The 25311-nt window shown below is 68.0% G+C and carries 18 protein-coding genes; 13 read left to right on the forward strand and 5 right to left on the reverse strand.

Annotation, left to right across the window (positions count from 1 at the left end; all coding sequences use genetic code 11):
- Positions 1–238: 238 nt before the first annotated feature.
- A complete protein-coding gene (locus HBF32_RS12160) occupies positions 239–1432 on the reverse strand; it encodes a DesA family fatty acid desaturase (protein WP_166699870.1) in 1194 nt (397 codons plus the stop codon).
- Positions 1433–1666: 234 nt separating this feature from the next.
- Here HBF32_RS12160 and HBF32_RS12165 point away from each other — a divergent pair, with 234 nt between their 5' ends.
- From HBF32_RS12165 to HBF32_RS12195, 7 genes are all read left to right on the forward strand, one after another.
- On the forward strand, positions 1667–2398 hold the full coding sequence (locus tag HBF32_RS12165; protein ID WP_166699871.1) for an ABC transporter ATP-binding protein: 732 nt from the start codon (positions 1667–1669) through the stop codon (positions 2396–2398).
- The gene (locus HBF32_RS12170) at positions 2395–3150 is read left to right on the forward strand and encodes an ABC transporter permease (protein WP_166699872.1); all 756 of its coding nucleotides are present in this window, start codon (positions 2395–2397) and stop codon (positions 3148–3150) included. Before HBF32_RS12165 ends, HBF32_RS12170 begins: the two co-directional genes overlap by 4 nt.
- Complete coding sequence (locus HBF32_RS12175) at positions 3150–4496, forward strand: GldG family protein (RefSeq protein WP_193570362.1); 1347 nt, start codon at positions 3150–3152, stop codon at positions 4494–4496. The genes HBF32_RS12170 and HBF32_RS12175 overlap by 1 nt, the downstream gene beginning before the upstream one ends.
- Position 4497: 1 nt before the next feature.
- Positions 4498–4989, forward strand: a complete 492-nt coding sequence (locus tag HBF32_RS12180; RefSeq protein ID WP_338039773.1) for a hypothetical protein — start codon at positions 4498–4500, stop codon at positions 4987–4989.
- Between the two features lie 75 nt (positions 4990–5064).
- Positions 5065–5877 (forward strand): bifunctional DNA-formamidopyrimidine glycosylase/DNA-(apurinic or apyrimidinic site) lyase, encoded by an 813-nt coding sequence (mutM, locus tag HBF32_RS12185; RefSeq protein WP_166699874.1) that lies wholly within the window; start codon positions 5065–5067, stop codon positions 5875–5877.
- 152 nt (positions 5878–6029) lie between these two features.
- Entirely contained in the window at positions 6030–9332 is a 3303-nt protein-coding gene (locus HBF32_RS12190) for a dermonecrotic toxin domain-containing protein (RefSeq protein ID WP_166699875.1), read from the forward strand.
- A 134-nt stretch (positions 9333–9466) separates the two neighbouring features.
- A complete protein-coding gene (locus tag HBF32_RS12195; RefSeq protein ID WP_166699876.1) occupies positions 9467–10381 on the forward strand; it encodes a phosphoinositide-specific phospholipase C-related protein in 915 nt (304 codons plus the stop codon).
- Between the two features lie 10 nt (positions 10382–10391).
- On the opposite strand, the gene HBF32_RS12200 is transcribed toward HBF32_RS12195, so the two are convergent.
- On the reverse strand, positions 10392–11165 hold the full coding sequence (locus tag HBF32_RS12200) for a hypothetical protein (protein ID WP_166699877.1): 774 nt from the start codon (positions 11163–11165) through the stop codon (positions 10392–10394).
- Positions 11162–11815, reverse strand: a complete 654-nt coding sequence (locus HBF32_RS12205) for a thymidine kinase (RefSeq protein ID WP_166699878.1) — start codon at positions 11813–11815, stop codon at positions 11162–11164. Before HBF32_RS12205 ends, HBF32_RS12200 begins: the two co-directional genes overlap by 4 nt.
- A gap of 88 nt (positions 11816–11903) precedes the next feature.
- On the opposite strand from HBF32_RS12205, the gene HBF32_RS12210 reads away from it, so the two are divergent.
- Positions 11904–13898, forward strand: coding sequence for a UvrD-helicase domain-containing protein (locus tag HBF32_RS12210; protein ID WP_166699879.1), 1995 nt, complete (start codon positions 11904–11906; stop codon positions 13896–13898).
- Between the two features lie 97 nt (positions 13899–13995).
- On the opposite strand, the gene HBF32_RS12215 is transcribed toward HBF32_RS12210, so the two are convergent.
- Complete coding sequence (locus HBF32_RS12215) at positions 13996–15015, reverse strand: AI-2E family transporter (RefSeq protein WP_166699880.1); 1020 nt, start codon at positions 15013–15015, stop codon at positions 13996–13998.
- Positions 15016–15045: 30 nt separating this feature from the next.
- Positions 15046–16065, reverse strand: a complete 1020-nt coding sequence (locus tag HBF32_RS12220) for an AI-2E family transporter (RefSeq protein WP_166699881.1) — start codon at positions 16063–16065, stop codon at positions 15046–15048.
- Positions 16066–16227: 162 nt separating this feature from the next.
- Here HBF32_RS12220 and HBF32_RS12225 point away from each other — a divergent pair, with 162 nt between their 5' ends.
- The 5 genes from HBF32_RS12225 to HBF32_RS12245 all read left to right on the forward strand — a co-directional run bounded on the left by HBF32_RS12225 (position 16228) and on the right by HBF32_RS12245 (position 25210).
- A complete protein-coding gene (locus HBF32_RS12225) occupies positions 16228–17136 on the forward strand; it encodes a 5'-nucleotidase, lipoprotein e(P4) family (RefSeq protein WP_166699882.1) in 909 nt (302 codons plus the stop codon).
- Between the two features lie 239 nt (positions 17137–17375).
- Complete coding sequence (locus HBF32_RS12230; RefSeq protein ID WP_166699883.1) at positions 17376–18350, forward strand: hypothetical protein; 975 nt, start codon at positions 17376–17378, stop codon at positions 18348–18350.
- 17 nt (positions 18351–18367) lie between these two features.
- Positions 18368–20980 carry a glycerol-3-phosphate 1-O-acyltransferase PlsB gene (gene plsB / locus HBF32_RS12235; RefSeq protein ID WP_240147828.1) on the forward strand — a complete coding sequence of 871 codons (2613 nt, stop codon included), beginning with the start codon at positions 18368–18370 and terminating at the stop codon, positions 20978–20980.
- Between the two features lie 37 nt (positions 20981–21017).
- Complete coding sequence (ubiE, locus tag HBF32_RS12240) at positions 21018–21767, forward strand: bifunctional demethylmenaquinone methyltransferase/2-methoxy-6-polyprenyl-1,4-benzoquinol methylase UbiE (RefSeq protein WP_166699884.1); 750 nt, start codon at positions 21018–21020, stop codon at positions 21765–21767.
- 92 nt (positions 21768–21859) lie between these two features.
- On the forward strand, positions 21860–25210 hold the full coding sequence (locus HBF32_RS12245; RefSeq protein WP_166699885.1) for a dermonecrotic toxin domain-containing protein: 3351 nt from the start codon (positions 21860–21862) through the stop codon (positions 25208–25210).
- Positions 25211–25311: the final 101 nt, after the last annotated feature.

A 25311-nucleotide genomic window follows, 5' to 3' on the forward strand; every position in this document is an offset into this window, starting at 1 on the left:
CGCGGCCCTTCGCTTTTGCTCTCCCATCGGTGTACCTCAATGATGGGAGAGGTGTCGGGGCGTGCCCCTCAGAGCGAGTTCGGTCGCTTGCGACCGCATGTTTGAGCCTGAGGGCACACCCCGGCGCCTCGCGCCAAGCGCGACGGTGTGCGCGGCCAAACACGATGGCGAAGCCGAGCCAGAAAAAAAGGCCGCCGTCTTTCGACGGCGGCCTTTTCGGTTCCACTGGCGGTATCGCTTACGCGCCGACCGCCGAATAACCCTTCAGGCGCTGGGCGAACTGCTGGAGCGAGCGGATGCCGCTCTGCTCGGCTTCCACGATCCACTGCTGCAGGGCCTTCAGCGACTTCTCGGCGCCACGCTCTTCCATCAGGGCGACGAGGCGGGCGCGGAAGTCGCACACCGTGGTCAGAGCCGGGCGGTTGGCCAGGGCGGCCTGCAGGCGCTCGCGGGCATCGTTGTCGAGCCAGCGGCCACCATCGGCCAGGGCGCGACGCAGGCGGCGCGGCACGGCCTTGATGCTCTCGCCGGCCTGGCCCATTTCCTCGCGCATCGTCGGCAGGATCACGTTGCGGTAGTAATCCGTGGTGGCCTGGAAGCGCAGGGTGAGCACACCCTTCAGCGTCTCCGCATCGGGCAGGTGCACGTTCGGGCGGATGTTGAGCGTGGGCGCCACGCGCAGCACCTTGGCGAGGCGCATGAAGCGCAGCCCGCAGATCGCCGCCCAGCCGATATCGAATTCCCATTTGCGCAGGGCGAACTTCGCCGAGCTCGGGAAGGCGTGGTGGTTGTTGTGCAGCTCTTCGCCGCCGATCCAGAAGCCCCACGGCGAGATGTTCGTCGCGGTGTCCGAGCTCTCGAAATTACGGTAACCCCACCAGTGGCCGATGCCGTTGACGAAGCCGGCGGCCCAGAACGGGATCCACACCATCTGCACGGCCCAGATCGCAAGACCGATCACGCCGAACAGCGAGAGATTGATGATCGCCATCAGCGTCGGGCCCCAGTACGGGTGACGACCGAACAGCGTCCGCTCGAACCAGTCGTCCGGCGTACCGCGGCCGTACTTCTCCATGTCTTCCTTGTTCTCGCTGGCGTCGCGGTACAGCGACACGCCGTCGAGGAAGACTTTCTTGATACCGAAGATCTGCGGGCTATGCGGATCTTCCTCGGTCTCGACCTTCGCATGGTGCTTGCGGTGGATGGCCACCCACTCCTTGACCACCATGCCCGTGGTCAGCCAGCCCCAGAAGCGGAAGAAGCCGTTGAGCGTCCAGTGGAAGTCCACGCCGCGGTGCGTGGCGCTGCGGTGGTAATAGAGCGTCACCGTGAAAATGGTGAGCTGGGTCACCACCAGCAGATAGACCAGCATCTCTCCCCAGCTCGCGCGGGTGAGTCCGTTGGACAGGAAATCGAGCAGGGTGTCGAGCATCGAGTCGTTACCGCACGGGTAGTTAGGGAGTCTTACCCGTCCAGTCTAACGAGGCTATGCCATACCCACCAGCATGGTTATCGGCAAATTGTGAAGAGGGTTGTTGTGGGATCGCGAGCCTATTGCGCACAATCGCGGCATGACACCGACCCCCTCCGTTCAGCAGCAGCCCTGCCCCTCGGCACGATGGCACCAGGTTTCGCGACGTAGCCCGTCGATAGCCGACGTAGCCGCATGAACCAGGGTGTTTTGCTGAACGTCGAAGGCGTTTCCCGTCGCCGCGCCGGCCGCGCCGCCGTGAACGAGCTCTCCTTCACCCTGAACGGCGGTGAAGTCCTCGGGCTCCTTGGGGTCAATGGGGCCGGTAAATCCACCACCCTGTCCATGCTTTCCGGCGCCCTCCGGCCCGATCGGGGACGCATTTTCCTCGGTGGCGACGACTTCGTGGCCCATCCGGCGATCGCCCGCCGGATGATCGGCTGGCTGCCGGAGAACGCGCCGTTGTGGCCGGAGCTATCGGTCGAGGAACACCTCGTGGCGTTTTCCCGCCTGCGCGGCGCGACCCGCCCGGCCGCCCGCCGCGCGGCGGAGGCCATCGCCGGCCGTCTGCAACTGGGCGACCTGCGCCGCCGTCTCGCCGGCGTGCTCTCCCAGGGCCAGCGCCAACGCCTGGGCCTCGCCTGCGCGCTTGTCCACGAGCCCGCCCTCGTCATCCTCGACGAGCCGGCCAATGCGCTCGATCCGGTCCAGGTCGGCGAACTGCGCAAGCTTATCCGGGAGCGCGCCGCCGCCGGCGCCGCGGTGATCCTGTCCACCCACGTCCTCGCGGAAGTGGTGGCCGTGTGCGACCGCGTCGTGATCCTCCACGAGGGCCGGCTGCGCCACGATGCGCCGCTGCGCGGGGACGAAGGCGGCGCGGCCCTCGAAGCCACGTTCTTCGCCGTCGCCACGGGAGCCGCCGCATGAGCGTCGCCGCCGTCGCAGGTCTCGAACTCCGCCGCCTCGCCGTGCGCCCCCTGGCGTGGGCGCTCGCCGCGCTGACCATCGCCTGGCTGGCCTGGACCTTCGTGCTCGGCCTGGGCCAGTTCCTGGGGGCGCAGGTCAAGCTCGCCGCCGTGGCCGACGCGCCCGGCTTCACCGACCTGGTGGCGATTCCCCTGCTCGCCGAACTCGCGAAGCTCGCCTTCCTCGTCGTGCCCCTCATGACCATGACCCAGCTCGCCGGCGAACGCCGCGCGGGCACGCTCGCCCTCCTGGCCTCCACCGGGCTCGCCCCCTGGCGCATCGTGACCGGCAAGTACCTCGCGGTACTCGCGTGGCTGGGACTGTGGCTGCTGGCGACGCTGGCGATGCCGCTCGCCATCGGCGCGGAATCCACCGCCGACTGGGGCAAGCTCGCAGCGGCCACGCTGGGTACCGCCTTGCTGCTCGCCACGCTGGCCGCCATCGGCATCGCCTGCTCCGCCGCCACCTCGTTCCCGGCCATCGCGGCGGCCATGGCGCTCATCGTCACGCTCGCCCTCTGGACCATCGATCGCGGCGCACAGGCCGCCGGCGTGAGCGGCGGCTTCCTCGAATGGCTCACCATGGCCACCCACCTGCAAAACCTGCTGCGCGGGCTGGTCGTGACCAGCGACCTCGCATGGTTCGCGCTCGCGATCGCCCTCTCGCTGTGCCTCGCCGTCCGTCGCCTCGCTGCCGACAGGGAGCGCCAGTGATGCGCCGCCTCGATCGCTGGTTCGTGCTCCTCGGCCTCTTCGTCGCCGCCGGCTGCCTCGGTTTCCTCAGTTCGCGGCACGCGTGGACGTTCGACTGGACGCGCGGCGCGCGCGCCAGCCTCGCGCCCGAAAGCGTCGCCGTGCTGGACAAGCTTCGCGGCCCTGTCGACGTCGTCGGTTACATCTCGCCGACCGGACCGTTGCGCGAACAGATCGCGGCGGTGATGGAGCGCTACGTGCGCGAGAAAAAGGATCTCCGCCTCTCCTTCGTCGATCCCGACCTCGATCCCGCCGCTTCGCGCCAGCTCGGTATTTCCGGCGACGGCGCGCTGCTCGTGCGCTACCAGGGCCGCGAGGAGCGCGTGGAAAGCCCGATCAACGAGCGCAACCTCTCCAACGCGCTCGAACGCCTCGCCCGTGGCGGCCAGCGCATCGTCGCCTTCGTCACCGGCGACGGCGAGCGTCAGGGCGACGGTCACGCCAACGCGGACCTCGGCACCTTCATGAGCCAGGTGGAACGCCGCGGCATCCGGGCCGTGCCGCTCAACTTCAGCCAGACGCAAGGCGTGCCCGAGCACACCGACCTCGTCGTGCTCGCGAGCCCGATGGCGCCGCTGCCCGCGGGAAGCGTGGCGGCGCTCGTCGACTACGTGCGCGGCGGCGGCAACCTGCTGTGGCTTACCGAGCCCTCCAACGACGACCTGGGCACCGGTGCGCTCGCCGATGTGCTCGGCATCCGCGTCCTGCCCGGCGTGCTCGTGGACGGCCAGGGCAGCACGCTCAACGTCGACGATCCGCGCATCGTCGTGCTCGGCGACTATCCGTTCCACGCGATCACCCGGGCGTTCCGCGACACGACCCTCTTCCCGCAGGTGTCCGCGTTGGCGCAGGTCTCTTCGCACGATTGGGCGGTCGTGCCCTTCCTCCGCTCGGGCGAGCGCAGCTGGACGGCCTTCGGCGGCATCGACAACGAGAAGCCCTCCACGATCGCCTTCCATCCCGAAGCGGGCGAACTGAAGGGCCCGCTCGATTTCGGCTTCGCGCTGAATCGCCTGTCGCCCAGCCCGGCCAAGAGCGAACAGCGCGCCGTCGTCATCGGCGACGGCGATTTCCTGTCGAACACCTATGTCGGCAACGGCGGTAACCGCGCGCTCGGCGAACGCATCCTCGACTGGCTGCTCGGCGACGACGTGCTCGTGGACCTGCCCGCGCGCGGGGCGCCCGATCGGGTGATCTCGGTATCGCAGGACGGCCTCAACCTCGTGAGCATCGCCTTCCTGGTATGCCTGCCCCTCCTGCTGCTCGGCCTCGGCGCTGGCATCGCATGGCGACGGAGGCGGCGCTGACGTGAAGGCCCGGATCGTCGGCAGCGCCTTGTTGCTTGGCCTCGTCGGTGCGGTGGCGTGGCAGTGGCAGGCGGACGAGGCGGAGGTGCGCGCGCATACGCTCACGTCACTCGATCCGCACGCGGTGACACGCATCGAGATCGACATGCGCGGCCTGCCGGGCCAGCGCTTCGAGCGGCGCGACGGGCATTGGACCGGGAGCACGGCGCACGCGGACGAAGGTCGCGCGCAAGACCTGGCCCTGCTGGCCGCCACACCGGTGGCCGACTGGCGGCCCGCCACCGACTTCGATGCCACGAAGATCGGCCTGTCGCCGCCGCTGGCGGTATTGGTGCTCAACGGCACACGCGTGGAATTCGGCGAGATGGCCGCACTGGGCAAGCAACGTTACGCGAAGGTCGGCGACCGCATCGCCATCGTTCCGGCGCAGGCGCTGCCGCGTCCGCCGCGCACGGCGTCGTTGCCGACGACGGCGGTTGGTGGCGGTCCGTAACGAAGGGCGGCATGCAGCCGATGGGCGTGATCGAACCGGCTTGCGTGTCGCCTCCGTACGCCCCATCTTTCGCCCATGCCCGAGCTGCCCGAAGTCGAAACCACCCGCCGCGGTATCGCTCCCCACCTGGAAGGGCGCCGTGTCGCCGGCGTCGTATTGCGCCGGCCGGACCTGCGCTGGCCGATACCGCCCGAGGTCTCGACCCTCCTGCCCGGTCAGGTGATCGATAGCGTCGAACGCCGGGCGAAATACCTGCTGCTGCATACCGGGGCGGGCACCGCATTGCTCCACCTCGGCATGTCCGGGGTGCTTCGCGTGTTGCCCGAAAGCACGCCCATCGGGAAGCACGACCACGTGGACATCGTGCTCGACTCCGGCCAGGTGCTCCGCTTCACCGATCCCCGTCGCTTCGGCGCGTTGCTGTGGCAGATGCCGGGCGAGACGCACGAGCTCCTCGAAGGCATCGGACCGGAGCCGCTTACCGACGCATTCGACGGCGACCTGCTCTGGCGGGTGTCGCGCGGGCGATCGGCGGCGGTGAAGACCTTCCTCATGGACAATGCGGTCGTTGTCGGCGTGGGCAACATCTATGCGAGCGAAGCGCTGTTCGCCGCGGGCATCGATCCGCGCCGCGCGGCCGGCAAGGTTTCGCGGGAGAGGTACGCAAGACTCGCCGGCGAAGTGAAACGCATCCTTGCCCATGCGATCGCGCGCGGCGGTACCACCTTGCGCGACTTCCTTTCGCCCGACGGAGCGCCGGGTTATTTCTACCAGGAGCTGTTCGCCTATGGCCGCGCCGGCGAAGCGTGCAAGATCTGCGGCACGTCCATTCGCGTGGTGGCGCTCGGCCAACGCGCATCGTTCTACTGTCCCTCCTGTCAGCGCTGATCCGGCGACGCGGCACGCCGTGAAGGCCCGTCCTTGTCCGACTCGTCGTGACGGGGAGCGTTGACAAGCGAAGGCCTTGTGCGTCGGCAGACCCCCGACAATGGCCCTGGCTACCCTTCGCGGACCTCCAACGCCAAGGAAAGCCATTGGACATGCTTCCGTCGCAGGCGCCGCCTGCCCACGTCGCCCATACCAACCAGTCCGCCCTGGACAGACTCCAGCGCATGCGGGACATCCAAGTCTGGATCCTCGAACAGCAGGCCGCGCTGCCGGGATCGATCGAGGGCACTGACTCCTCCCTCGCCCCATTCCTCGCCGCGCTGGACGCTTTCTGGGACGCCTCCGTCGAACATAAGGCAGGCCAGCCGGCTGTCCCGCGCCGACAGGCCCTGGCCCTGCTCCTGGCCCAAGCCGCCGACGACGATGCCGCGTTACGCCACAACGACGGCACCCTCTCCGCTGAAGACCTGCTCATCGCGCGCGCCGTCAGGCTGCCTCCGGGCGGCCCTCTATCCAGCCACCTCCATGCGAGCGAACTCCTCGTCGGCACCCGGCCCTACGCCGGCGCTCTCGTCCTCCAGGACGACCGCGATCCCGCGCGGGTACTGCTGTTCACCGTCGAAACCGGCTGGCGGGTCTTCGCGTCGCTCGACGTCCTCTACCGCGACGTCGAACTGGGCATGCGCCGGCAACTGGCCCAACGCGACGAGCTGCCCGGCATCGGCATGGACGACATGGAAGCGGTCATCGACACGCACTTCCTCGACACCCGGCCCATCGACGGCGATGCGTTCGATACCTTGACCCGCCGGCTCGTCGAACGGCTGCGCGAACGGGTCACGCTGGCCTTCGCGACGCCCGTCGACGAAGAACGCCAGGATGCCTTGCATGCCGCCCTGGACCTGCACGCCCTGCTCGACGTGCACGGCATCGTGCGCGACCGGGACCTCTCCCTGGCCACCCGGCTCGACGAGGAACGTCTGGCCGGACAGCCCAAGGCAGTCCGCGACCACTGGCGGCGCATGGCCGCCGACTACCGCGACAGTGCCTACCGAGCCCGCGACCTCCAGTCCTCCGGGACGTCGTCGCTGGACGCGTTCATCCTGGACGCGTTGGCCACGGCTTTGCGCGATCGCGGCATCGCCGTGTCGCCACGCGACGTGCGGGTCCGCCTGACCCGCCGCACGCTGGAGAACGGTCCGATCGCAACCGCCCTGTCGGGATTCGCGCGGCAGGAGCTCTCGTTGCTCGAACTGGCGTATCGCAACCTCGGCGACACCGACGGCCTGGAGGTCATCCACGCCGACGGCTCGTTGCGCACCGATATCCCGGCACCGGTCGTGCGCAAGATCGTCCGCGACCTGGATCTTCCCAACGCCTACGCCCGGCACCTGGAGAGCACGCTGGGCGATACGCCGCAGGGTCGTGGACAGCGCCGGACGTTCACCGGCCTGCTGAAGGCGCGCATGGCCTTCGAGGCCGCGGATGCGCGGCTGTCCTATTACGACGGCAACGAACCCCGGTCCTTCCATCCCGATCACCGGGAGCGTGGCTTCGCCTGGGTGAAGGCCGTGCTGGACCATCCGGCCTCGACGGGCCGGGCGCGGGTCGAAGGCCACGAGATCGTTATCCACCAACTGACCTACCAGGGCGCCGCGCTGACCGGGCTCTTCCTGATCGGCGCCCGCCAGAGCGGAGCCGTCGCCCGTGTCGTGCTCTACACCCCCGACGCGCCCGATGGCCTCGCGTGGCGTGAATTCGCCGACCGGGCCACACTGACCCGCGACTTCCTGCTCAACCGCCGGTTCGAGCATTACCTCCTGGCCCACCTGCCCGACGAACTCGGCGAGGCCGATCCCGCCCGACAGGGCTCGCGCCGTTTTCGGGTGCCGCGCTTCAACGACGATCGCTCCGCGAGCTGGATATTCAGCACGGGAAGCTGCCAGGGATGCACCGAACTGGCGGAAAAATTCCACTCGCGGGAGGTCGCGACCGATATCTTCGACCGGGCCTACGACGACCTCGTCGCCCTGGCCAAGCGCAACGCCAGCGACGTCGCCCGCTCGACCGCCAACACCGACGTCGGTGCCGCCAGGGACGTGCTATGGCACTGGAACCTACCCGTCCAACTGACCCGCGAACTCGTCGGCGGTGTGATCCGGAGCGTGCCGCAGACCGCCCAGGCGGCATGGCGTTTCTACGACAACGTGAAGGCAGGCGAACGCACCGAGGCCTTCCTCGCCTTCGTCGATGGCTATACCGCCGGCCTCGCCGTCCTGCCGCTCTACTCCCAGGTGCCCGTGCTGACCGGCGCCTACGTCCGCGCTACTGCCGGCTCGCGCGTCCTTGCATCCAACCGGAGCACGCTGTCCAGGCCGGACACCCTCTTTGATAAACGTTTCCTCGCGAAGGACGTCGTCATTCCACCCGGCGAATCCATGTCGGTCTTCCATGTCGTCGAGCATGCGGGAGTGAAGCGCGGCATCATCCGGCACGAAGGAAAGTCCTATCACGTGCGCTACGACACGACGCATGACAGCTGGCGGCTCTTCGACGCCGGCAACCCCGGGCGCCACGGTCCGCCGGTGGAACGCCTTGCCGACGGCACATGGCGCTTCCGGCGCGGCGGGCTGGCTGGCGGTGGCGGCGGGTCCAGCCGCCACGCCCGTCTGCCGACGGAAGATCCCCTCTTCCTGCTGTCCGACAACGAGCTGCTGAACGCCGACGTCGCGCGGCTCACGACCCATCAGCGCGGCGTGCTCCTGGACACGCTGTACCGGGACCTCGCCGCGACCGACTACGACCGTGTCCTGAAGCACATGCTCGGACGAGAACCCGCGCCACACCGCCTGTCGTCGACGCAACGCCAGGCCTGGAACGATGCGCTGCAAGCCGGTACATGGGCGCCCGCCGAGGCGCCGGTCGCGCCCCGCCTCCCCATCGATCCGCCCGGCCTGCCGGCGGGAACCGCCCCCCGCGGCGCGAGCCGGCTGCCCCGCCTGACCACGGTCGACCAGTCCTGGTGGCCTCAGCACGTCTACGCCTACCTTCCGGGTCAGATCTCAGGCCAGGGAACGGAAGTCGTGAGCGTGGCCTTGCAAGAGCTACGGGTTTCCCGCGGGCTGCACGTGGGAATCCCCGTGACGACCCTGCCTCCCACGACGCCACTCTCCTCCCTGCCGACCGGCCTGACCCCATGGATACCGCGCGCGGCGGGAACGACCGCCAACAGTACCCTCGGTTCCGCCTCCGGCCGCTGGGTCCGTATCGACCTGCACACGCTGATGCGCCGTTCCACGACACCCCGGAGCCGGTCCTATCAGCTATTCAGGATCGATGAGACGGACGCCTACCTGCTCCGTCCGGTCAACCGGCACAACCTGCATGCGAACGTCGACAAGCAGACGTCCGTGCGCTTCTCGGGCAATGAATTCGAGATCGGCTCGATGCCGTGAACGCCGACACGTAGCAGGCCGATAGGACTTGAGCTGCTCCGCAGGACTACAACGAGTAGGGAGAAAATCTGACGGCGGGGCGTGGGGAGTGGCTTCTAGACTCAACCCTCCCCACCCCCACACGGAAGTTCCCGATGAATCACGCCTACCTCGTGTCGGTGCGCACCGGCATATTCGCCCTCGCACTGTGCGCCGGCGCCGCCCTCGCCGGCACCCCCGAGGACACCAGTCAGCCTTTCGACCGCTACAGCTGGGTCACCACGCATAACGCCTTCACCAGCAACGGCCTCATTCCCAACCAGAACCAGACCATCGACGAGCAACTCGCCGCGGGCGTGCGCGGCCTCATGCTCGATCTCTACTACCATGAGGACCGCGTGCGGCTTTGCCACAACCGGTGCAGGAGCGGCTCGCGGACGCTCGCCGACCTGTTCATCACCACCTTGCTGCCCTTCCTCGACGAAAACGGCGACGCGATCGTCACCCTGCACCTCGAGGACTACACGAGTCTCGACCAGCTCACGACCGAGCTGAACAAGGTACCGGGCCTCGGTGGCCGCACGTTCGATCCATATGCATGGCCGACGGACGGTTGGCCCACCTACAAGGCGATGCTGGAAAGAGGGCAGCGCATCCTGATCTTCAGCCACAACTGGGACAGCAGCGGAACGCTGACGACGCGCTCCGGCGACGTGCATATCATGCCGAGCGAGGACTTCACCGTCGAAAACTACTGGAGCCTCGGCACCACGGTCTTCACGCACGACCCGCGTTGCTACAGCCGGTGGGAGCACCAGCCGCTGGCGTCGCCGGAGATCCCGGGCATGCCGGGATGGCGGCCGCTGTTCACCATGAACCAGTTCCATGGCGTGCCGATACCGCTGCACCACGACAACCGGTTCGACACGCTCGTGACCCGTTACCGCGACTATTGCTGGCCCGCCGCGCAACGCAAGCCGAACTACGTCGCCGTGGACTTCCACGAAAAAGGCGATACGCGACGCTTCGTCGACTGGCTCAATGCGCAGGCGGACGGCACGAAACCCTGATCGACGCCGATCAGTCCGGCCAGCGCATGGCCGCATGGGTGTTGTTGAAGCGCGGGTCTTCCTCGTCGCCCGACACGCTCACCGCAAGGCCACCGGCTACGCCTTCCACTTCGATCGCCTGCGCGGGATCGAAGTGGGCACCCAGCGCCCCGAGTTCGACGAAGCGCTCGGACAAGGCGCCCGCGCGATCGATCTCGCGATCGGGCACGTTCGTCAGGCTGATGTCCGGACGGCCGAACTTGCGCATGCCGCGGGTGCGGATCCACGAACGCCCCTTGGTTTCCTCGGGGCTGCACAGGATCAGCACGTGGTGGCGCGGCGGCGCGCCGCCTTGTACCAGGTAGTGCTCGCGCCACGACGCGGCATCGAAGAGCGTCAGGATCTGCGGATCGACCACGGCCTTGCCACCGACGTCGGTCAGCGAGGCGACGACGCCCAATGTATCGCGAAGGTAGTCGAGGCTTTCCCGATCGGGGAAGCGCCCACGGATGGCGATCACATGCGGCGCGGCCTTGGCCTCCGCGTACGCCTCCGGATTGTCCTCGCGCAGCAGTTCGCCGAGGGCGCCGGAAAGCGGATAACCCTCCCAGCGCGACAGCACCGCGTTCTGGAAACGCTGCAACTCCACGCCCTCGGGAAGCCCCGGGCTGCCGTAGCGGGCGGCGGGTATGGCCAGGTCCTCGGCGAAGGCGCCGAAGACGAAGAACAACAGCACGGCCTGCTCGTCGCTGGGCTTCCAGTAGGGGCGCGGCCACTCGGCGGCATGGGTGGTCGTCTCGGTCACGCGGGATTTCCTTCTTCGGGTTCGCTCTCGCCGAGCGGCAGCATCGGCTGCTGCAACTCGATACGTCCGTCGCCGCCGGTGATGCTCTTGAACTCGGCGCGGCTCACGGAGACATAGCGGTCGTTGCCGCCGATCTCAACCTGGGGACCCTGGGTCACGGCGCGCCCGTGCTCGTCCACGCGTACCACCATGGTCGCCTTCTTCCCGGAATGGCAGATCGTCTTGATCTCGTCGAGGTTGTCGGCCCAGGCCAGGAGGTACTGGCTGCCCTCGAACAGCTCGCCGCGGAAATCGGTGCGCAGGCCATAGGCCAGGACGGGGATGCCGAGGCGGTCGACCACGTCGGTCAGCTGCCAGACCTGGGCCTTGCTCAGGAACTGGGCCTCGTCCACCAGCACGCAGTGCAGGGCGCCGCGCCCGGCGATGTCCTTCTCGACGATCGCGAAGATGTCCTCCTCGCCGGCAAAGCGCACCGCCCGGGCCTGCAGGCCGATCCGGGAGGCCACCATGCCTTCCCCGTAGCGGTCGTCCAGGGCCGGGGTGAGGATCAGCGTGCGCATGCCGCGCTCGTGGTAGTTGTGCGCGCTCTGCAGCAGCGTCGTGGTCTTGCCGGCGTTCATCGCCGAGTAATAGAAGTACAGCTTGGCCATGCGGGTGGTTCCGGTGCGTGACCCCACATGGTAACGCACCCACCTGCTACCATCCGGGGCCTCGTCCGCCGTCGTCCCGGTCGATCCCATGCTCAATCCCCAACAACATGCGGCCGTCGAATACTGCGACGGCCCCTTGCTGGTGCTGGCCGGTGCCGGTTCCGGCAAGACCCGCGTCATCACGGAAAAGATCTCGCACCTCATCTCGCGCCGGCACCTCGCGGCGGAGAAGATCGCGGCCATCACCTTCACCAACAAGGCGGCGAAGGAGATGCGCGAGCGCGTGGGACGGCTGATCTCCGACGATGCGGCGAAGGCGCTTACCGTCTGCACGTTCCACGCGCTGGGTCTCAAGTTCCTCCAGATCGAGCACGATCGCGCGCGCCTGCGCCGCGGCTTTTCCGTGCTCGACGCCGACGACAGCGCCAACATGATCAAGGAGCTCTCGCCCAAGGGCGTGAAGCCCGAGGTGATCCTGGGCATCCGCAACCTGGTCGGCCGCGCGAAGAACGCAGGCATGACGCCCGAGGAAGCGATGGCATCGGCGCGCAGCCCGCGCGAGATCGAAGCCGCGACGATCTACGACCTCTACCAGCAGCGCCTCGCCGCCTTCAACGCGGTGGATTTCGACGACCTGATCCGCCTGCCGCTGCGCATCCTCGAGACCGACGACGAGGCGCGCGCCATCTGGCAGGAGCGCCTGCGCTACCTGCTGGTGGACGAATACCAGGACACCAACGACGCCCAGTACCGCTTGCTGAAAGCCCTCGCCGGACCGAAGGCGCGCTTCACCTGCGTGGGCGACGACGACCAGAGCATCTACGCGTGGCGCGGCGCGAACCCCGAGAACATCGACCAGCTCGGCCGCGACTTCCCGCAACTGCGCGTGATCAAGCTGGAGCAGAACTATCGCTGCGCGAAGCGCATCCTGCGCGCGGCGAACCAGCTCATCGCGAACAATCCGCACGTCCACGAGAAGAGGCTCTGGAGCGATCATGTCGAGGGACCGCCCATCCGCGTGCTCGAATGCAAGGACAGCGACCACGAGGCCGAGCGCATCGCCGCCATCGCCGCCAACCTGCATGAGAAGTACAAGGAAAAGGGTGTCCGCTGGGACGACTTCTGCATCCTGTATCGCGGCAATTTCCAGGCGCGCGCGCTGGAGAAGGCGCTGCGCGTGGCGCGCGTGCCGTACCACCTGAGCGGCGCGCTGTCGTTCCTCGACCGCGCCGAAGTGAAGGACATCCTCTGCTACCTGCGCCTGCTCACGAATCCGACAGACGATGCCGCCTTCCTGCGCGTGGTGAACGTGCCCAAGCGCGAGATCGGCGCCACCTCCCTGGAGAAGCTGGGCCAGATCGCGCAATCGCGCAACGCCTCGCTGCTCGATGCCGCGCGCAGCGACGCCGTGCTGAAGACACTGTCGCCACGGCCGGCCTCGGCGCTGGCCGGCTTCGCGCGGCTGATGGACGAGTTGCGCAGCCACGCCGTGCATGAAAGCGCGGCGGACCTCGTGAACTCGGTCATCGAGAAATCCGGCTATGGCGCGCATATCGCCGCATCGACGCCCGACGAGACGCTGCGAGAGCGCCGCCTGGGCAACCTGCGCGAGCTGATCGACTGGTTCCGGGCCATGGGGAAGGACGGCGGCCGCACGGGCGACATCGCCGCGCAACTGGCCTTGCTGAGCCACGCCGATCGCGACGACCCCGGCAACGCGCTGCGCATGATGACGCTGCATTCGGCCAAGGGCCTGGAATTCCGCTTCGTCTTCATCGTGGGCTGCGAGGACGGCACGCTGCCGCACGAGGGTGCGATCGACGAGGGTCGCCTCGACGAGGAACGCCGCCTGATGTACGTGGGCATCACACGGGCGAAGGAATCGCTGACCTTGTCGTTCGCCGCGAAGTCGCGCAAGTACGGCGAGATCCTGAGCAACGACCCCAGCCGCTTCCTGGAGGAGCTGCCACAGGACGACCTGCACTGGGACGGCAAGGACCCGGATGCCGACGCCGAAGTGAAGAAGGAAACCGCGGAGACGCACATGGCGCGCATCCGCGCGATGCTGGCCGGCGGCGCCTGATTCGTGCGCGCCTGTAGGAGCCGCTATAGCGGCGAGGACAATCCTGCGCATTGTCGCGAGGTTTTCTCGCCGCTATAGCGGCTCCCACAGAGAGCGCCTAGATCAGGCGCTCCGCTTCCAGTTCGCTCTTCAGGTACGCGTAGTAGATCGGCGCCGCCACCAGGCCGGGCAGGCCGAAAGCGGCCTCCAGCACCAGCATCGCCACGAGCAGTTCCCATGTCCGCGCGCGGATCTGTCCGCCGACGATGCGCGCATTGAGGAAGTACTCAAGCTTGTGCACCACGATCAGGAAACCGAGCGCGGCGATACCCACCCAAAGCGACACGGACAGGCCCGCGATGGTGATGAGCACGTTCGACACCAGGTTGCCCACGACGGGAAGCAGTCCGGTGACGAAGGTGACGATCACCAGCGTCTTCGCCAGCGGCACATGGACACCGAAGGACGGCAACGCCACCAGCAGGAAGAGCGCCGCCAGCGTCGTGTTGATCGCGGAAATCTTCAGCTGCGCGAAGATGATGTTGTGGAACGCGTGCGCCAGCCGCATGGCGCGCGTCGAAAGCTCGAACGACAAAGGCCGCGCCGCGCGGCCCCCGGCACCGTGCGATACCGCCACGATGGCGCCGAGCACCAGGCCGATGACGATATGCACGAACACACGCGCCGCGGTGGTCCCGACCAGGCGCAGGTCGCCGCCGTGATCGTGCACCCAGGCCATGCCCTGGTCGCGGAAATCGACGAAGCTGTCGGGGATGTTCGCGGTCAGCCATGCCGGCAGCTGTTCGTGGGCCTTGCTCAGCAGCGGCAGCAGCTTCGTATCCCACAGCTCCTGCGGGTCGCCCAGGTCGCGCCGGTAGAAGGTGAGCGCGGCAATCACGACGAGGATGATCGCGCCCACCACGACCGCCGTCACCAGGGCTACCGCGATCGGCCTTGCACGCTCGCCCGGGGCGATGCGCCGGATCAGCGGCGTGAGGCTTTCCACCACCTCGTAGACCAGCAGGCCGGCCAGCAGGGCGGAGATCAGGTGTAGCCACAGTACCGCCCACAGCGCCACCGCCGCCAGCACGTAGGTGGCGATACGGAGGCTGCGGGTGTCCTGCGCTGTTCCGACCATGGCGCGATTCCAGCAGTCGCGGGATGAACGCTAGATCAAACGCTCCGCTTCCAGTTCAGCCTTGAGGTAGGCGTAGAAGATCGGCGCGGCGACGACGCCGGGCAGACCGAAAGCCGCCTCGAAGAGCAGCATCGCCACCAGCAGCTCCCAGGCGCGGGCGCGGATCTGGCCGCCGACGATGCGCGCATTGAGGAAGTATTCGAACTTGTGGATGACGATGAGAAAGGCCAGCGCGCCAAGGCCGACGTAGAGCGACACCGAGAGGCCCACGATCGTGATGGCCGTGTTCGACAGCAGGTTGCCGATGACGGGCAGCAGTCCCACGATGAAGGTGATGACGATGAGCGTCTTGGTCAGCGGCAGGTGTACGCCGAACATCGGCAGCACGGCCAGCAGGTAGATGCCGGTGAAAAGGGTATTGAACAGCGAGATCTTGATCTGCGCGAACACGATGTTGTGGAAGGCGTCCGCGAGGCGCGCACTGCGCAGGCTGAGTTCCGCGGCGAAGGGACCGACCTGGTGCGTGGGGCGTGCCCGGCTCAAAGCCACGATGGCGCCGAGCACGAGGCCGATGATGATGTGCACGACGACGCGCGCCGCTTCCTTGCCGGCCAGCTGCAACGTGACCGCGTGCGAACGCGCCCAGTCCATCGCGGTAATGCGAAGGGCGTCCACGCTCTCGGGAAGGCGGTCGACGACGGCCGGCGGCAGCTGTTGGCGCGCGCGTTCCACGAGCGGCATGAGTCGGTTCTGCCACAGGTCTTCCGGGTTGCCGATCTCGTTGCGGAAGAAGCTGATGCCGCCGAGCACGAGAAGGGTGAGCAGTCCGACCACGATCACGCCGACCAGCGCCACGGCAAGCACGCGCGCCCGGTCGCCCGAAAGACGCCGCCCCATCAGCGGCGCCGTGGACACCACGACTTCGTACACCAGCAATCCCGCAAGCAAGGCCGGGAGCAGACGCAGGTAGAGAACGAGGAAAAGGCCGAGTCCGGCGGCGATATAGCTGGCGATGCGCACGGCGCGCGTTCGCGAGTTGGCGGCTTCCATGGACGGTCTCGTCGTGGATGAGGGCGCAGTCTGTCAGGACGCGGGGTACTGTGGGAAGCGTGCTTCCCCACCGCCCCCCTTGGGGGCAGTCCGACTTCACAGTGTCGTAAACTCCCCAGAGAATCGCCGCCCTCGGCGCGCTGCGTCATCCAAGGGGTTTCCATGATGAAGTTCGTTCCGGTCGCCCTGGTGGCCGCCCTGTCCCTGCTCGGCTGCGCCCATGCGCCGCAGACCGCCGCACCGCCCGCCACCGCGCCGCAGGTCGCCGCGCCGGCGGAGGCGTCCGCCGGTCCCGCGGCCGACGACAACCTCAACGCCGTCGCCTGGTCGCAGAAGGCCAGCGAACACGACTACATCTTCCTGCAGACCTACCGCGACGCGCAGGAGAAACTCCTCAAGGCGAAGAAGGATCCGACCTGGGACGCGCTGCCGGCGGACGACCGCGCGGCGCATCCCTCGCTGAAAGGGCTGAAGCCGGCCGTGATCCTCGACATCGACGAGACCGTTCTGGACAACTCGCCCTACCAGGCCCGCCTGGTCCACTCCGGCGGCGAGTTCAACGAAGCCGACTGGGCCGCCTGGTGCAGGGAAGCCATCGCCCGTCCGATGCCGGGCGCGGTGGCGTTCACGAACTTCGCGGCCGACCATGGCATCGCGGTGATCTACATCTCCAACCGCGCGAAAGACCTGGACGAGGCCACCCTCGCGAACCTGCGCGCGGCTGGCTTTCCCGTCGCCGGCAAGGACTCCTTCCTCGGCCTCGGTACCTTCGTCGAGGGGTGCGAGCAGGTGGGCAGCGAGAAGGGTTGCCGCCGCCAGCGCGTGGCGAAGGACTATCGCGTGCTGATGCAGTTCGGCGACCAGATCGCGGACTTCGCGAACGTGCCGGGCAACACGGCGCAAGGCCGCGAGAAGGCCATGGCGCCCTACACCGCCTGGATCGGCGAGCGCTGGTTCGTGCTGCCGAACCCGACTTACGGGGCGTGGGAGAGCGCGCTGTTCGACAACGACTACACTCTTCCCCGTGCCGAACGCCGCCAGAAGAAGATCGAATCGCTTCGATCCAAGTAAAATCAATGAGTTAATTGTTATTTGCTGACATATTGCTTTAGCAATGTCGGGCAACTATCATTCTCCTCGCCGAAACCTGTGGCGCACAAAGCAATGCAGGCAAGGCCATTTCCCTTTCCGGCTTCGGGCTGGATAACCCCGTGAGGCCTCGCCTCCGGGGTTTTTTCTTGTGGGGGGCCGACCGGTCGCGACCGCTCTTCGCGATATGCTCCCCATTCCCCGCCCCACCGATTCCCGCCATGCGCCGCCACTCCCCCGCCATCTGGATCCTCCTGCTGGCCCTCGCCCTGCTCGGTGCTTGCAACCGGCAGAAGGAAGCGCCGGGCAGGCCGGGCGGTGGATCGCCGGAAGATGCCACCCGCGAATCGCTCGCGCTGCTGCGCGACGGCAAGTTCGACCTGTTCTGGAAACACGCCCTGCCGCCCGGCGACTTCGCCACGCTGCGCGCCGACTGGCCGCTCCGCAACGCGGCGCAGGCACCGGTCGGCCCCGACGACGAAACGAAGTTCGACGCCGGCGTGAAGCGACTCACCGAGCCCGACGCGGAGAAGAAGCTCTTCGCCGAACTGCGCCCTACCCTGGTCCGCTTCGACCGCGACTATAAGGACCAGATGCCGTTGATCTCCGGCATCGGCCAATCGATGGCGCTCACTGCCATCGACCAGGACAAAGACCTCACGCTTTCGCAGAAACGTCAGCTGCGCGAAGCCGTGAACGTGGTGGCGCCATGGACGCAGACGGTCGGCTGGGGCGACCAGGCCAAGGCGAAGGAGGCCATCGGCATCGTGGTCGACACGGCGCGCAAGGCGAACCTGTCCACGCCGGACGCCCTCCACGCCATGACGTTCGAGCAATCCATGGCCACCTGGTCCACGGCATGGCTGGGCTTCAAGCGCCTGCTCGACGTCTACGGGCTGTCGGTCGACAAGAGCTTCGATTCGGTGAGCATCGACACGATCGAGAGCAACGGCGGCTCGGCACACGTGAAGATCACCTATACGCTGCTCGGCAAGCCGATCCAGACCGACGCCACCCTGGTCCTCCTGGACGGTCGCTGGTACGACAGCGACCTGCTCCAGCGCGTTCGCGACGAGCATGCCCGCCTGGTGCCGCCGGCGCCCGCCGCCAGCGCGGCCGCGCCGCCTTCCACCACCGCTCCGCCGCCCCGGCTCCAGGCCCCCGGCGGCGCCATGGCGGACGCCAAGGCCCGCTGAAGCCGTACAATCCCACGATGCCAGACATTCCGATGAGTGCGGATCCGCACGTCCACGTCACCCGCTCCCCCTGGTGGTTCAAGCTGCTGGGTCGCATGCTCGAGCCCTGGGTCCGGATCAAGCGGGATCCGGCCGAACCCGCCGGCCTGCTCAACAGCGGCGTCCCCGTCTGCTACGCCATCGAGCGCGACGGCACGTCCGACGCGCTGATCCTGGAGCGCGCCTGCCGCGAGGCCGGCCTGCCCAGCCCGATGCAGCTGCTCGACCTGGCAGGCCGCCGCCGGCGCTCCGTGTTCTCCTTGAGCCGCCGGCACGGCTGGCTGTTCGGCCGCACCGATACGCGTGGGCCGCGCGAGCCGATCGGCCAGCTTATCCGCGCCATCGAGGACGATCCGTCGCGCGATATCCAGGTCGTGCCGGTGTCGATCTACGTCGGCCGCGCGCCGAACCGCGAAAGCGGCTGGTTCAGCGTGCTGTTCGCCGAGAACTGGCTGGTGGTCGGCCGGTTCCGGCGCATGCTGGCCTTGCTGCTCAACGGCCGCGACACCGTGGTGCACTTCTCCGCGCCCGTGTCGCTGCGCACGGTGCTCGAGGAATCGCGCGGGCTGACGCCGGAGCGGCTCACCCGCAAGATCGCGCGCGTGCTGCGCACGCACTTCCGCCGCATTCGCGCCGCGGTGATCGGCCCCGACCTCTCCCACCGCCGCACCGTGGTCGACGCCGTGCTCAATACCGAGCCGGTACGCGACGCCATCGCCGCCACCGCGAGCAAGGAAAACATCACGCTGGCGAAGGCGCAGCGCCGCGCGCGCGACTTCGCGCTGGAAATCGCCGCCGACTACTCGCATCCCGTGGTGCGCTCCACGTCGTTCCTGCTCTCGAACTTCTGGAACAAGCTCTACGACGGCATCGCGATGCACCACTTCGACAAGGCCCGCGCCGCCGCGCCGGGACACGAAGTGGTGTACGTACCCTGCCACCGCAGCCATACCGACTACCTGCTGCTGTCCTACCAGCTTCACCACTCCGGCGTGGTGCCGCCGCACATCGCGGCGGGCGTAAACCTCAACCTGCCCGTCGTCGGCCCCATCCTCCGCCGCGGCGGTGCGTTCTTCCTGCGCCGCAGCTTCAAGGGCAACGCGCTGTATTCGGTGGTCTTCAACGAGTACCTCGCGCAGCTGGTGGATCGCGGCGTGCCGCTGGAATACTTCATCGAAGGCGGCCGCTCGCGCACGGGCCGCCTGCTCGCGCCGCGCGCGGGCATGCTGGCGATGACGGTGCGCGCCTTCCTGCGCGCGCCTCGGCGCCCGGTCATGTTCCAGCCCGTGTACATCGGCTACGAGAAGCTGATGGAAGGCAAGTCGTACATCGGCGAACTGTCGGGCAAGCCCAAGGAAAAGGAATCGCTGCTCGGCCTGATCCGCGGCCTGAAAGTGCTGCGCCAGCGTTATGGCCACGTCACGCTGAACTTCGGCGAGCCCATCCTGCTGACGCCCGTGCTCGACGCGGCGGCGGCGGACTGGCGCGAGACCACGGCGGACCCGGACGTGAAGCCGGAATGGATGAGCAGCGTCGTCGACGACCTCGCCGAGCGCATCCAGGTGAACATCAACCGCGCGGTGGACGTCAACCCCATCAACCTGCTGGCACTCGCGCTCCTGGCGACGCCCAAGCACGCGATGGCCGAGAACGACCTGCTTGCGCAGCTCGAACTGAGCAAGGCGCTGTTCCAGGAACTGCCGTATTCCGATCGCGTCACGATCACGCCCATGAACCCGCAGGGCATCGTCGCCTACGGCGAGCAGATGGGCTGGATCCGCCGCGTGCGCCATCCGCTCGGCGACGTGCTGGTGACCGACGGCGAGCAGGCGGTGCTGCTCTCCTATTTCCGCAACAACGTGCTCCACCTCAACGCCGCCGCGGCGTGGGTGGCGGCGTGCTTCCTCAACAACCGGCGCATGTCGCGCTCCTCGGTGCTGCGCCTCGGCCGGCTCATCTACCCGTTCATCCAGGGCGAGCTGTTCCTGCCCTGGGACGCGGACGGCTTCGCCGCGCAGGTGCAGGACACCATCGAGTTCTTCGTCCGCCGCGGCATCCTCGAAGCCAGCGGCGAAGGCCGCGTGCTCGAGCGCGGGCCGGGACAGGACGACGGTGCCTACCAGTTGCGCGTGATCGCGCGCAGCATGCTGCAGGCGTTCGAGCGCTACTACATCGCCATCGCGGCGCTGGTGAAGAACGGTCCGCACACGATGAGCGCCGGCGAACTCGAAACCGCCTGCACGCTCACCGCGCAGCGCCTGGGCCTGCTCAACGAACTGTCCGCGCCGGAGTTCTTCGACAAGGCGCTGTTCCGCGGCTTCATCCAGAAGCTGCGCGAGGTCAAGGTCGTCTGGACGGATCCCGCCGGCAAACTCGATTTCAGCGAGGCGCTGGAGGACATGGTGCGCGACGCGCGGCTGATCCTCGCCCGCGAGGTGCGCCACTCGATCCTGAAGATCACGCCCGGCGGCGAAAGCGACCGCGACTTCGACGCCCGCCCACCGGTGGACCCCGACGACGGGTCGTCCGGCGAATCGCTGCACGACCGCCACGTCGCGAACGAACGGGAACGGCACGAAAAACACCATTGAGCGTCCCCGCGGGGGACAACACGAGTACCATCGCGCCATGGAAAACCAGAAAACCACCCATTTCGGCTTCCGCGATGTCCCGGTGGCCGACAAGCAGAAGCTCGTCGGCCAGGTGTTCACCTCGGTGGCGCGTAACTACGACTTGATGAACGACCTCATGTCGTTCGGCATCCACCGCCTGTGGAAGCGCCATTTCGTCGCCGTCAGCGGCGTGCGCCGCGGCGACCGCGTGCTCGACCTCGCCGGCGGCACGGGCGACATCGCCGCGCTCCTGAAACCGGTGGTGGGCGACGAGGGCGAGGTCGTGGTCGGCGACATCAATGCCGCGATGCTCGGGGTGGGACGCGACCGCCTGACCGACCGCGGCCTGGTCTCCGGCCTGCGCTGGGCGCAGATGAACGCCGAAGCGCTGCCGTTCCCCGACAACAGCTTCGATGCCGTCACCATCGCCTTCGGCCTGCGCAACGTCACGGACAAGGACAAGGCACTGGCGGACATGCACCGCATCCTGAAGCCCGGCGGACGCGCGCTGGTGCTGGAGTTCTCGAAGGTGCAGAGCCCGGTGCTGTCGAAGCTCTACGACGTGCACTCGTTCAAGATCCTGCCCCGGCTCGGCCGCCTGTTCGCCAACGATGCGGACAGCTACCAGTACCTCGCCGAATCCATTCGCAAGCATCCCGACCAGGAAACCCTGAAGGGCATGATGCTCGGCGCGGGCTTCGGTCATGTGGAAGTACGGAACCTGTCGAACGGCATCGTGGCGATCCACCGCGCTTACAAGTTGTAAGCGCGCCGCCGACGGGCCGTCAGGCCCGACATCGACAGACCCCGACGCCGGCCGGGCCCAACCTTGGCAATCTCCATCGCCAAGGATCGACCATGGACATGCTCCCGCCGCAGGCACCGCCGGCAGACGTCACCCACACCAACCAGTCCGCCTTCGATGCGATCCAGCGCATGGGCGAGCTCCAGCGCTGGATCGCCGGACAGCGGCAGGCGCTCCCCGAACCGCCCGGAGACCTCGAAGGCCGCGACGGGTTCCTCGCCCGCCTGGACGCCTTCTGGGAGGCGCGGGTCGAACCGGCCCCGGGAGCCGCTTCGATTCCCCGCCGGCAGGCCTTCGCCTCCCGCCTGGCCCAGGCCGCCCGGGACGATGCCGCGCTACGCGACAACGACGGCACGCTTTCGGGCGAAGCCGCTGCGCTTGTCCGCGCCGTCGCCCAGCAGGTGCCGGGCACGCCGCTTCCGGCACACCTCCATGCGCGCGAACTGCTGATCGGCGAGCTGCCCTATGCGGGCGCGCTCGTGCTCCAGGACGACCGGCATGCGGGGCGCGTCCTGCTCTTCACCGTCGAAGGCGGCTGGCAGGCATTCGACTCGATGGCGATCCTCTACCGCGACGTCGAGTGGCGCATGCGCGCGCTGCTCGCCCAGGACGACGAACTGCCCGGCGCCAGCGCGGACGATACGGGCAAGGTCATCGATACGCATTTCCTCGCTGCGCGCGCTATCGATGGCGATGTGTTCGACACCGTGATGCGTCGTCTCGTGGCCCGCGTGCGGGAGCGGGTCGTCGACGCCTTCGAGCTCTCGATCGGCGAAGACGATTTGAGCGACAGGCTGCACGACGCGCTGGCGCTGGATGCCGTGCTCGACGCGCACTCGATCGTGCGGCAACGCGACCTCGCCCTGGCCGCCCGGCTGGAGGAAGAACGGCTCGCCCCCCTGCCCGCGTCGGTGCGTCGCGACTGGCGGCAGGCCGCCGAAGGCTATCGCGACCATTGGCGCGTCGTACAGGAAGACGCGCTCGCCGCGCCACCGTCGCTCGCGACATTCACGGAGAACCTGCTGGGCGCGGAACTGACCAGGCTCGGCATCCGGGCCACGCCGGCCGAGCTGTATGTCCGCCTCACCCGCAAGGTGCCGGACCATCCGCTGGGAAACCTCGTTTCCGGCTTCCCTACCGAGGACTTCTCCCTCGCCGAGCTGGCCTACCGCAACGTCGCCCCCGCGGCCACGGAGGCACTGGCCGTCGTCCGTCCCGACGGCACGCCACGGAGCGACGTGTCCGCGGAAACCTTGCGGGGCATGATTCGTGGGCTGGATCTTTCCCAGCGCTACGCACGACATATCGACGCGACCTTCGGCGATTCGCCCGCGGGTCGCGCACGACGTGCCGCCGTCGTCGGCCTGCATCGCGCGGCGATGCGCTTCGAGGCACAGGAGGCACGCATTGCCTCGTATCACGCCTTCGACGATGCGGCACGCCACGCCAGCGCCACGAACACGGCCCCCTTCGTTTACCACCGGCGGGAACGCGGTTTCGCCTGGGTGAACGCCGTACTCGACCATCCCGCCCCGGCAGGGCGCGCGCGGATCGACGGCCACGAGATCGTGGTCCGTCAGCTCACTTACCAGGGCGCCCCGCTCACGGGTGTCTTCGTGATCGGCGCGCGCCAGCCCCAGGCCGTCCCCAACATCGTCCTCTACACGCCCGACGCTCCCGACGGCAGGGTCTTCCGCGAGTTCCGCGATCGCGACGAGCTCGACCGTCGCTTCCTGCGCAACCGCCGCTTCGAGACCTACCTCCTCGACCGCCTGCCCGAAGCGTTCGCCGAGGTCGGTCCGCAAGGCCGACGCCGCTTCAGGATCGTGCGCCTCAACGGCGATCGTTCCCTGGGCTGGGTGTTCGGCAGCGATTCCTGCCAGGACTGCACGGAACTCGGCGCGCGTTTCGAGGAACGCGAGGTCACGACATCCTTCCTCGACGTCGCCTACGACGGCATCCTCGACCTGGCCAGGGAAAACGCCAGGCAGCTTGCCCGCACCACGAGCGCGGCCAACCGGCAGGCCGCCTTCGACGCCCTGAAATGGACACGGACGCCGCAACTGCTCGTCGAGGAGTTCATCGCCGGTGCCATCCGTAGCGTACCGCGCGCGGCGCAGGCTTCCTGGCGCTTCTACGACTCGGTGAAAGCCGGCGAGTCGACGGAGGCGTTCCTCGCCTTCGTCGACGGGTATACGTCGGCGCTGAACGTCCTTCCGCTCTACACGCAGATGTCCCGCCTCGCGGGCGCCAGCGTGCGGGCTTCCGCCGGCTCCCGCACGCTCGTGCCCACCCGCCGCGCCCTGCCCGAACCGGGAACGCTGTTCGACGATCGTTACCTTGCGCGCGGCATCGTCCTGCCGCCCGGCGACGCCCCCGCCACCGGCGTCCATGTCATCGGCGGACGGCATGTCATCGGCCAGGGCGGAAAGGCGTACCACGTGAAATACGATGCCGACCTGCTCGGCTGGCGTCTCGCCCGCCCGGGCGCACCCGATGCCCACTTCACCGGACCGGCCATCGAGCGTCTCCCCAGCGGCCAATGGCACTTCCGCCGGGTCGGCCTGCGTGGCGGCGGCAACCTTCCCGGACGCCATGCCTACCAGGCCATGCCGGAACGACCGCTCGACATCCTGTCGGACAACGAGCTGTTGAACCCGGAGATAGCGGCGCTGACGCTGAATCAGCGGGAAGCCGTCGTGGCACAGCTGCGCAAAGTGCTCTCGCCGAACAAATTCAGACGCACGATGAAGAACATGCTCGGCCACGAACCGAACCCGGGAGCCCTTTCGGCACCGGAGCGGCAAGCGTGGACCCTCTCGATCATAGAAGGTCGCCTGACACCGAAGGACGCGCCGTTGAAGACGCTTCCACCGCTGCCCACCGCCTCCGGCATCCGTCCCCCCAATGTTTCGTCGGTCGCCGCCGAGGAATGGCCCAACCATGTCTATGCCTATCTGCCCGAGCCCATCGCCCCGCATGGGACGGAGGTTGCGACCGTCTCGCTACAATCGCTCCGGGTGTCCGACAGGCAGCTTATCCGCGGCATTCCGGTGACGACCCTTCCGCCCGATACACCCGTGGCATCCCTGCCGTCCCACCTCGCCACCTGGCTTCCCCGCCGGATCGAGACGGCCGGCGGCACGCTGGGGAGCGCCACGGGGGGCTGGGTGCGCATCGACCTGCATCGCCTGCGCCCTGGGGCCGGCGCAATAGGCGGGCGAACGTACAGGCCAACAGCGCGTCCCGACTCCACGGTGGACCCTCACTTCATCATCGAAACACCTGCCTTCCGCCTGCACAAGCTCCATGACCACGCCTTCGTACTGCACGGCGGCCAGGCCCTCGGCAGCGGCCGCCTAACGCGATTCTTCGGCGACGAATTCGAGGTATCCGCGCCCTGACCGCCCGCGGCCAGGGCCGCCCTTCCCGCTCGCGCGTCCCGCGCGGCGCGCCACGCCTTCCGGCGCGGCGCGCCGCCGGATGGCATACTGGTAGTTATCTT

The organism is Luteibacter yeojuensis (assembly GCF_011742875.1).
Classification (GTDB): Bacteria; Pseudomonadota; Gammaproteobacteria; order Xanthomonadales; family Rhodanobacteraceae; genus Luteibacter; species Luteibacter yeojuensis.

Excerpts from the sequence above, each read along its gene's own strand:
- HBF32_RS12160 (WP_166699870.1), bottom strand. The coding sequence starts at position 1,432 with ATGCTCGACACCCTGCTCGATTTCCTGTCCAACGGACTCACCCGCGCG.
- HBF32_RS12165 (WP_166699871.1), top strand. The coding sequence starts at position 1,667 with ATGAACCAGGGTGTTTTGCTGAACGTCGAAGGCGTTTCCCGTCGCCGC.
- HBF32_RS12170 (WP_166699872.1), top strand. The coding sequence starts at position 2,395 with ATGAGCGTCGCCGCCGTCGCAGGTCTCGAACTCCGCCGCCTCGCCGTG.
- HBF32_RS12175 (WP_193570362.1), top strand. The coding sequence starts at position 3,150 with ATGCGCCGCCTCGATCGCTGGTTCGTGCTCCTCGGCCTCTTCGTCGCC.
- mutM (WP_166699874.1), top strand. The coding sequence starts at position 5,065 with ATGCCCGAGCTGCCCGAAGTCGAAACCACCCGCCGCGGTATCGCTCCC.
- HBF32_RS12190 (WP_166699875.1), top strand. The coding sequence starts at position 6,030 with ATGCTTCCGTCGCAGGCGCCGCCTGCCCACGTCGCCCATACCAACCAG.
- HBF32_RS12195 (WP_166699876.1), top strand. The coding sequence starts at position 9,467 with ATGAATCACGCCTACCTCGTGTCGGTGCGCACCGGCATATTCGCCCTC.
- HBF32_RS12205 (WP_166699878.1), bottom strand. The coding sequence starts at position 11,815 with ATGGCCAAGCTGTACTTCTATTACTCGGCGATGAACGCCGGCAAGACC.
- HBF32_RS12210 (WP_166699879.1), top strand. The coding sequence starts at position 11,904 with ATGCTCAATCCCCAACAACATGCGGCCGTCGAATACTGCGACGGCCCC.
- HBF32_RS12215 (WP_166699880.1), bottom strand. The coding sequence starts at position 15,015 with ATGGTCGGAACAGCGCAGGACACCCGCAGCCTCCGTATCGCCACCTAC.
- HBF32_RS12220 (WP_166699881.1), bottom strand. The coding sequence starts at position 16,065 with ATGGAAGCCGCCAACTCGCGAACGCGCGCCGTGCGCATCGCCAGCTAT.
- HBF32_RS12225 (WP_166699882.1), top strand. The coding sequence starts at position 16,228 with ATGATGAAGTTCGTTCCGGTCGCCCTGGTGGCCGCCCTGTCCCTGCTC.
- HBF32_RS12230 (WP_166699883.1), top strand. The coding sequence starts at position 17,376 with ATGCGCCGCCACTCCCCCGCCATCTGGATCCTCCTGCTGGCCCTCGCC.
- plsB (WP_240147828.1), top strand. The coding sequence starts at position 18,368 with ATGCCAGACATTCCGATGAGTGCGGATCCGCACGTCCACGTCACCCGC.
- ubiE (WP_166699884.1), top strand. The coding sequence starts at position 21,018 with ATGGAAAACCAGAAAACCACCCATTTCGGCTTCCGCGATGTCCCGGTG.
- HBF32_RS12245 (WP_166699885.1), top strand. The coding sequence starts at position 21,860 with ATGGACATGCTCCCGCCGCAGGCACCGCCGGCAGACGTCACCCACACC.